This is a genomic window from Mycobacterium sp. TH-M25 (assembly GCF_057473665.1).
Genome location: NZ_JBYCLA010000377.1, coordinates 1 through 4,723 on the forward strand (window position 1 = coordinate 1; position 4,723 = coordinate 4,723).

At 68.4% G+C, this 4,723-nt stretch carries 6 protein-coding genes; 3 read left to right on the forward strand and 3 right to left on the reverse strand.

Annotation, left to right across the window (positions count from 1 at the left end; all coding sequences use genetic code 11):
* Positions 1–11: 11 nt before the first annotated feature.
* Positions 12–974, reverse strand: a complete 963-nt coding sequence (locus tag AC2VOU_RS12635; protein WP_486957688.1) for a thiamine-phosphate kinase — start codon at positions 972–974, stop codon at positions 12–14.
* A 50-nt stretch (positions 975–1,024) separates the two neighbouring features.
* Between AC2VOU_RS12635 and AC2VOU_RS12640 the strand changes: the two genes are divergently transcribed.
* A complete protein-coding gene (locus AC2VOU_RS12640) occupies positions 1,025–1,549 on the forward strand; it encodes a DUF3515 domain-containing protein (RefSeq protein ID WP_486957689.1) in 525 nt (174 codons plus the stop codon).
* Positions 1,550–1,578: 29 nt separating this feature from the next.
* Here AC2VOU_RS12640 and AC2VOU_RS12645 read toward each other — a convergent pair whose 3' ends face one another.
* Positions 1,579–2,700, reverse strand: coding sequence for a D-alanine--D-alanine ligase family protein (locus tag AC2VOU_RS12645; protein WP_486957693.1), 1,122 nt, complete (start codon positions 2,698–2,700; stop codon positions 1,579–1,581).
* Positions 2,701–2,757: 57 nt separating this feature from the next.
* On the reverse strand, positions 2,758–3,759 hold the full coding sequence (locus AC2VOU_RS12650; RefSeq protein WP_486957690.1) for an NAD(P)H-dependent glycerol-3-phosphate dehydrogenase: 1,002 nt from the start codon (positions 3,757–3,759) through the stop codon (positions 2,758–2,760).
* A gap of 349 nt (positions 3,760–4,108) precedes the next feature.
* Between AC2VOU_RS12650 and AC2VOU_RS12655 the strand changes: the two genes are divergently transcribed.
* Both AC2VOU_RS12655 and AC2VOU_RS12660 read left to right on the forward strand, forming a co-directional pair.
* Positions 4,109–4,408 (forward strand): PE family protein, encoded by a 300-nt coding sequence (locus AC2VOU_RS12655; protein ID WP_486957691.1) that lies wholly within the window; start codon positions 4,109–4,111, stop codon positions 4,406–4,408.
* 13 nt (positions 4,409–4,421) lie between these two features.
* Positions 4,422–4,723, forward strand: a 302-nt coding sequence (locus AC2VOU_RS12660) for a PPE domain-containing protein (protein ID WP_486957692.1), incomplete at its 3' end; no start/stop codon positions are given.

The following is a 4,723-nucleotide window of genomic DNA, read 5'->3' on the forward strand; positions in this document are numbered from 1 at the left end:
CCACCGCTACCTTACTGCTCAAAGGACTGCCAGCCCGCATAGCCGAGCCAGGGCCGGCCGTCGACGAGCACGCCCGCAGACCCGCCGAGCACCCGCCCGATCACCCGCCACCCGGCGGGTATCGGACCTGCGAACGCCGCGACCAGAGCGTGGTCCTCTCCCCCGCCCAACACCCAGTCCCACGGATCGGCGCCGACGGCCTCCGCCGCGCCCACCAACGCTTCGTGGTCGGCGCGCAACGCCTTGGTGCTCAGATCAATAGACACGCCGGACGCCTCGGCCACATGACCGAGATCGCCGACCAGACCGTCGGAGATGTCGATCATGGCCAGCGCCCCTGCCGCGTCGGCCGCGCGACCTTGCCGGTACGGCGGGCACGGTTCCAGATGGCATCGACGGAGCTCGCTGTATCCATCAACCCCGCGGTGCCACAACGCATATCCTGCGGCAGAACAACCCAGCCGGCCCGCGACGGCCAACTGCGAGCCCGGCCGCGCCCCCGACCGCAACACCGGTGCTCGGCCACCGAGGTCGCCGAGCACCGTCACCGACACCACCCACTGGGGACTGCTGACCAGGTCGCCCCCGACAATGCCGGCACCGATCCGGCCGGCCTCGTCCCACATCCCGTCGGTCAGCGCGTCGATGTCCGCGGCCGGGGTGTGCGCCGGCGCGCCAACGCCGACCACGAAGGCGGTGACCCGTGCGCCCATCGCTTCGATGTCGGCAGCGTTCTGCGCCATGGCTTTACGGCCGACATCGTGCGGTGTCGACCAATCCAGCCGGAAATGCCGGCCTTCGACCAGCATGTCGGTCGACACCACCACGCGGCCGTCGCCGGCGGCAACCACCGCGCCGTCATCGCCCGGCCCGACGACCAGGTCGCCCGACGTGGGCCGGCCGCGCGTCAGCCGCTCGATCACCCCGAACTCACCGAGGTTCCCGAGCGTTCGATCCGACCCACCGCTTGCCACACCGACAACGGTAAGTTCTAGAGCACCGAGATCGAGCAGAGGGTGAGGTTATGGCCGCGTCTGATGGCCCGCCGAAAACGGCGCTCATCGCCGCTCTGGTGGTGGCGATCGGCACGATCGGTGTCATCTTGGCCATCGCGGCAACCCGCAACGAGGTGTCGCCGATGGTCGTCTCCGCGATGCCGGCGCCGCAGGCCCAGGATCCCGCCTGCCAGACGTTGTTCGGCGCGCTACCCCAACGACTCGGCGACTACTCCCGCGCCCAACTGGCCCAGCCCGCACCCGCCGGTGTCGCCGCCTGGCAGCCCGCCGGCGCCGGGGATCCCGTCGTACTGCGATGTGGCCTCGAGCGTCCGGTCGACTTCGTCGTCGGAGCCCCGATCCAGGTCGTCGACCGGGTGCAGTGGTTCGAGGTCGGCCAGGAACAACGATTCACCTGGTACACCGTCGATCGCACCGTCTACGTGGCGCTGACGTTGCCGCAGGGCTCTGGACCGACGCCGATCCAACAACTCTCCGAGCTGATCGACCGCGTCCTGCCGGCCCACCCGATCGATCCGTCGAGACCGGGCTAACCCCAATGCCGGGCTAACCCCAAACCGGGCTAGCGCAGACCTATCCCCTGCGACAGCGCGGTGTCCACCATGGTCGCGAGCAGGGTTTGGTAGTCCACGCCGCTGGCCGCCCACATCCGGGGATACATCGAGATCCTGGTGAAGCCGGGCATCGTGTTGACCTCGTTGATCAACGGCCCGTCGTCGGTGAGGAAGAAGTCCACCCGCGCCAGACCCCGGCCGTCGATCGCCCTGAACGCCCGAATGGCCAACTCCCGCACGGCATCACTGACGTCGTCGTCGATCTTGGCGGGTACGTCGAGTTCGGCCGCGTCATCGAGGTATTTGGTCGCAAAGTCGTAGAAAGAGTCCTCACGGCCGCGGACCCCGGCCACCCGGATCTCGCCGACGGCGCTGGCTTGCACTGTGCCATTGGGGAATTCGAGTACGCCGCATTCCAGTTCCCGGCCGTCGATCGCCGACTCGACGATCACCTTCGGGTCGTGCTTGCGGGCGTAGGCGATCGCGTCGGGCAGTTCCTGACGACTGGTGACCCGGCTGACACCGATCGAGGAGCCGCCGCGGGCTGGTTTGACGAATGCCGGAAACCCAAGCCGGTCAACCTGTTCGGTGTCCAGCATGGATTGCGATGGCCGTAGCACCGCGTAGTCGCCGATCGGCAGTCCCTCGGCCACCAGCAGCTTCTTGGTGAACTCCTTGTCCATTCCCGCCGCGCTGGCCAGCACCCCGGCACCAACGTATGGCACCCCGGCGAGCTCGAGCAGGCCTTGAATGGTGCCGTCTTCGCCGTACGGCCCATGCAGCACCGGGAACACCACGTCGACCGCGGCCAACACCTCGGTTCCGCCCGGTGACAGTGCGATGAGCTGCCCAGCCCGCCCGGGGTCCGCAGTCAGCGCCAGCTCGATGCCCGACTGCGCGCTCACTGCGGGCAATTGCCGGTTGGCGATCGCGAGCGCGTCCGGGTCGAAGTCGGTCAGTACCCACGAGCCTTCCGGGGTAATGCCCACCGCGACGACCTCGAACCGTTCAGGGTCCAGGTTGCGCAGGATGCTGCCCGCCGAGACGCAGGAAATGGCGTGCTCGTTGCTGCGTCCACCGAATACAACGGCAACCCGGACACGGCCTTGATCGGGCGTACCGGAAGGCAGGCGGGCGTCCACAGTCTAGAGAGGCTACCGTCTGGTGCTGCAGCGCTGGTTACAAGCTCATTCCGGCTTGGTGCTGCGCCCCAGCAGCGCGATCACCGCCTGATCCACCGACAAGCCCTTGTGACAGACCCGGTGGACGGCGTCGGTCAGCGGCATTTCGACGTCGTAACTGGAGGCCAGCGCCAGCACCGAGGTACACGACGTCACCCCTTCGACGACGTGGCCGTCGCGCGCCCGCATCGCCGACTCCAGGGTTTCGCCGCGCCCCAGGCTTTCGCCGAAGGAACGATTGCGCGACCGCGGCGAGGTGCAGGTGGCGACCAGATCGCCCACCCCGGCCAGGCCGGCCATCGTCGCAGCCTTGGCGCCGACCGCGATGCCAAGCCGCATGATTTCGGCCAGGCCGCGGGTGATGATCGCCGCCGCCGTGTTTTCCCCGAGGCCGAGGCCGGCCGCCATCCCGCAAGCCAGTGCGATCACGTTCTTGCAGGCGCCGCCGATTTCGGTGCCGATCACATCGGCGTTGGTGTACGGCCGGAAATAACCGGCGTTGAGCATCCGCTGCAGCGCCACCGCGCGACCGGAGTCGCTGCACGCGATGACGGTGGCGGCCGGCTGCCCGGCGGAGATCTCGCTGGCGAGGTTCGGCCCGGAGATCACCGCGACCTGCGACGGGTCGACGCCGGTCACGTCGACGATGACCTGGCTCATCCGCATCAGCGTGCCCAACTCGATGCCTTTGGCGGTACTGATCAACGTCGCTCCGGTGGCGAACAGACCGTTCCACTGTTGGAGGTTGGCGCGCATCGTCTGCGCGGGCACGGCCAGCAGCACCGTTGTCGCCGCATCGAGCGCCTCTTCGGCATCCGCGGTGGCCCTGATGCCCGCGGGCAACTGCACGCCCGGCAGGTAGTCGGGGTTGCGAAGACTGTCATTGATTTCCGCAGCGAGCTCGGGCCGGCGCGCCCACAACGTCACCTCGCCGCCGGCATCGGCCAGCAACTTGGCCAGCGCCGTACCCCACGCGCCGGCACCCATCACTGCTGTCGCGCTGGACATGATCTGGCTGGGCCTCCGTCTCGTCAAAGGTGGCGCCTACCGCCGGCGCTTCACCGTAGCCCAGCGACCGTGCAGATCTCACCGCGCAGCTCACCGGTGTGAGCGGGCCGGATCGTTGGTTGCACCTTCGACGCGGCCGGTCGAGCCGGGATCAGCCCGCCGCGCAGCCCAGCCCGTGATCCCTAACCGACCTTCTTGATCCTGTTACACCTTTCGTGATATTCATAGGATCCTCAGATAATGATATTCATTGTCGTCTAGTTCTGCAGATGTGTCCCGCGCGCGTGGTCGACATGACGCGAGCTGCGTCCGCGAACAGACGTGTCTGTCTCAACGAGGAAGGGGTGCCATGTCTTTTGTCACAGCGCAACCGGAGCTGCTGGAGGCGGCTGCGGGGCATTTGGCCGGGGCCGGTTCGGCGGTGTCGGCTCACAACGATGCGGCCGCGGCCCCGACGACCGGAGTGATTCCCGCCGCCGCCGACCCGGTGTCGGCGCTGACCGCAGCCCAATTCGCCGGCTACGGCCACCTGTATCAGGCGATCGGCGCGCAGGCGGAACAGATTCTGTCGATGTTGGTCACCACCTTGCGAACCAGCGCGGGCTCCTACGCGTTGACCGAGGCTGCCAACGCTGTAGGCGCCGGTTAGCTCGGGGGCGGTGATGGCTGGTGTGGCGGGGCTGGATTTCGGGGTGTGGCCCCCGGAGGTCAACTCCGGTCTGATGTATGCCGGCCCGGGTCCGCAATCGCTGTCAGCGGCAGCGACGGCGTGGGCCGGCCTGGCCGCAGAGCTGGATTCGGCCGCCGGCATCTGCGCCGCGGCGTTATCCGAACTGACCGGCAACGGCTGGCAGGGCCCTGCGGCGACATCGATGGCCACCGCGGCCGCCCCCTACGCGTCCTGGCTGCAGACCACCGCCGGCCACGCCGCCACCGCCGCCAAACAAGCCGCCGCCGCGGTCAG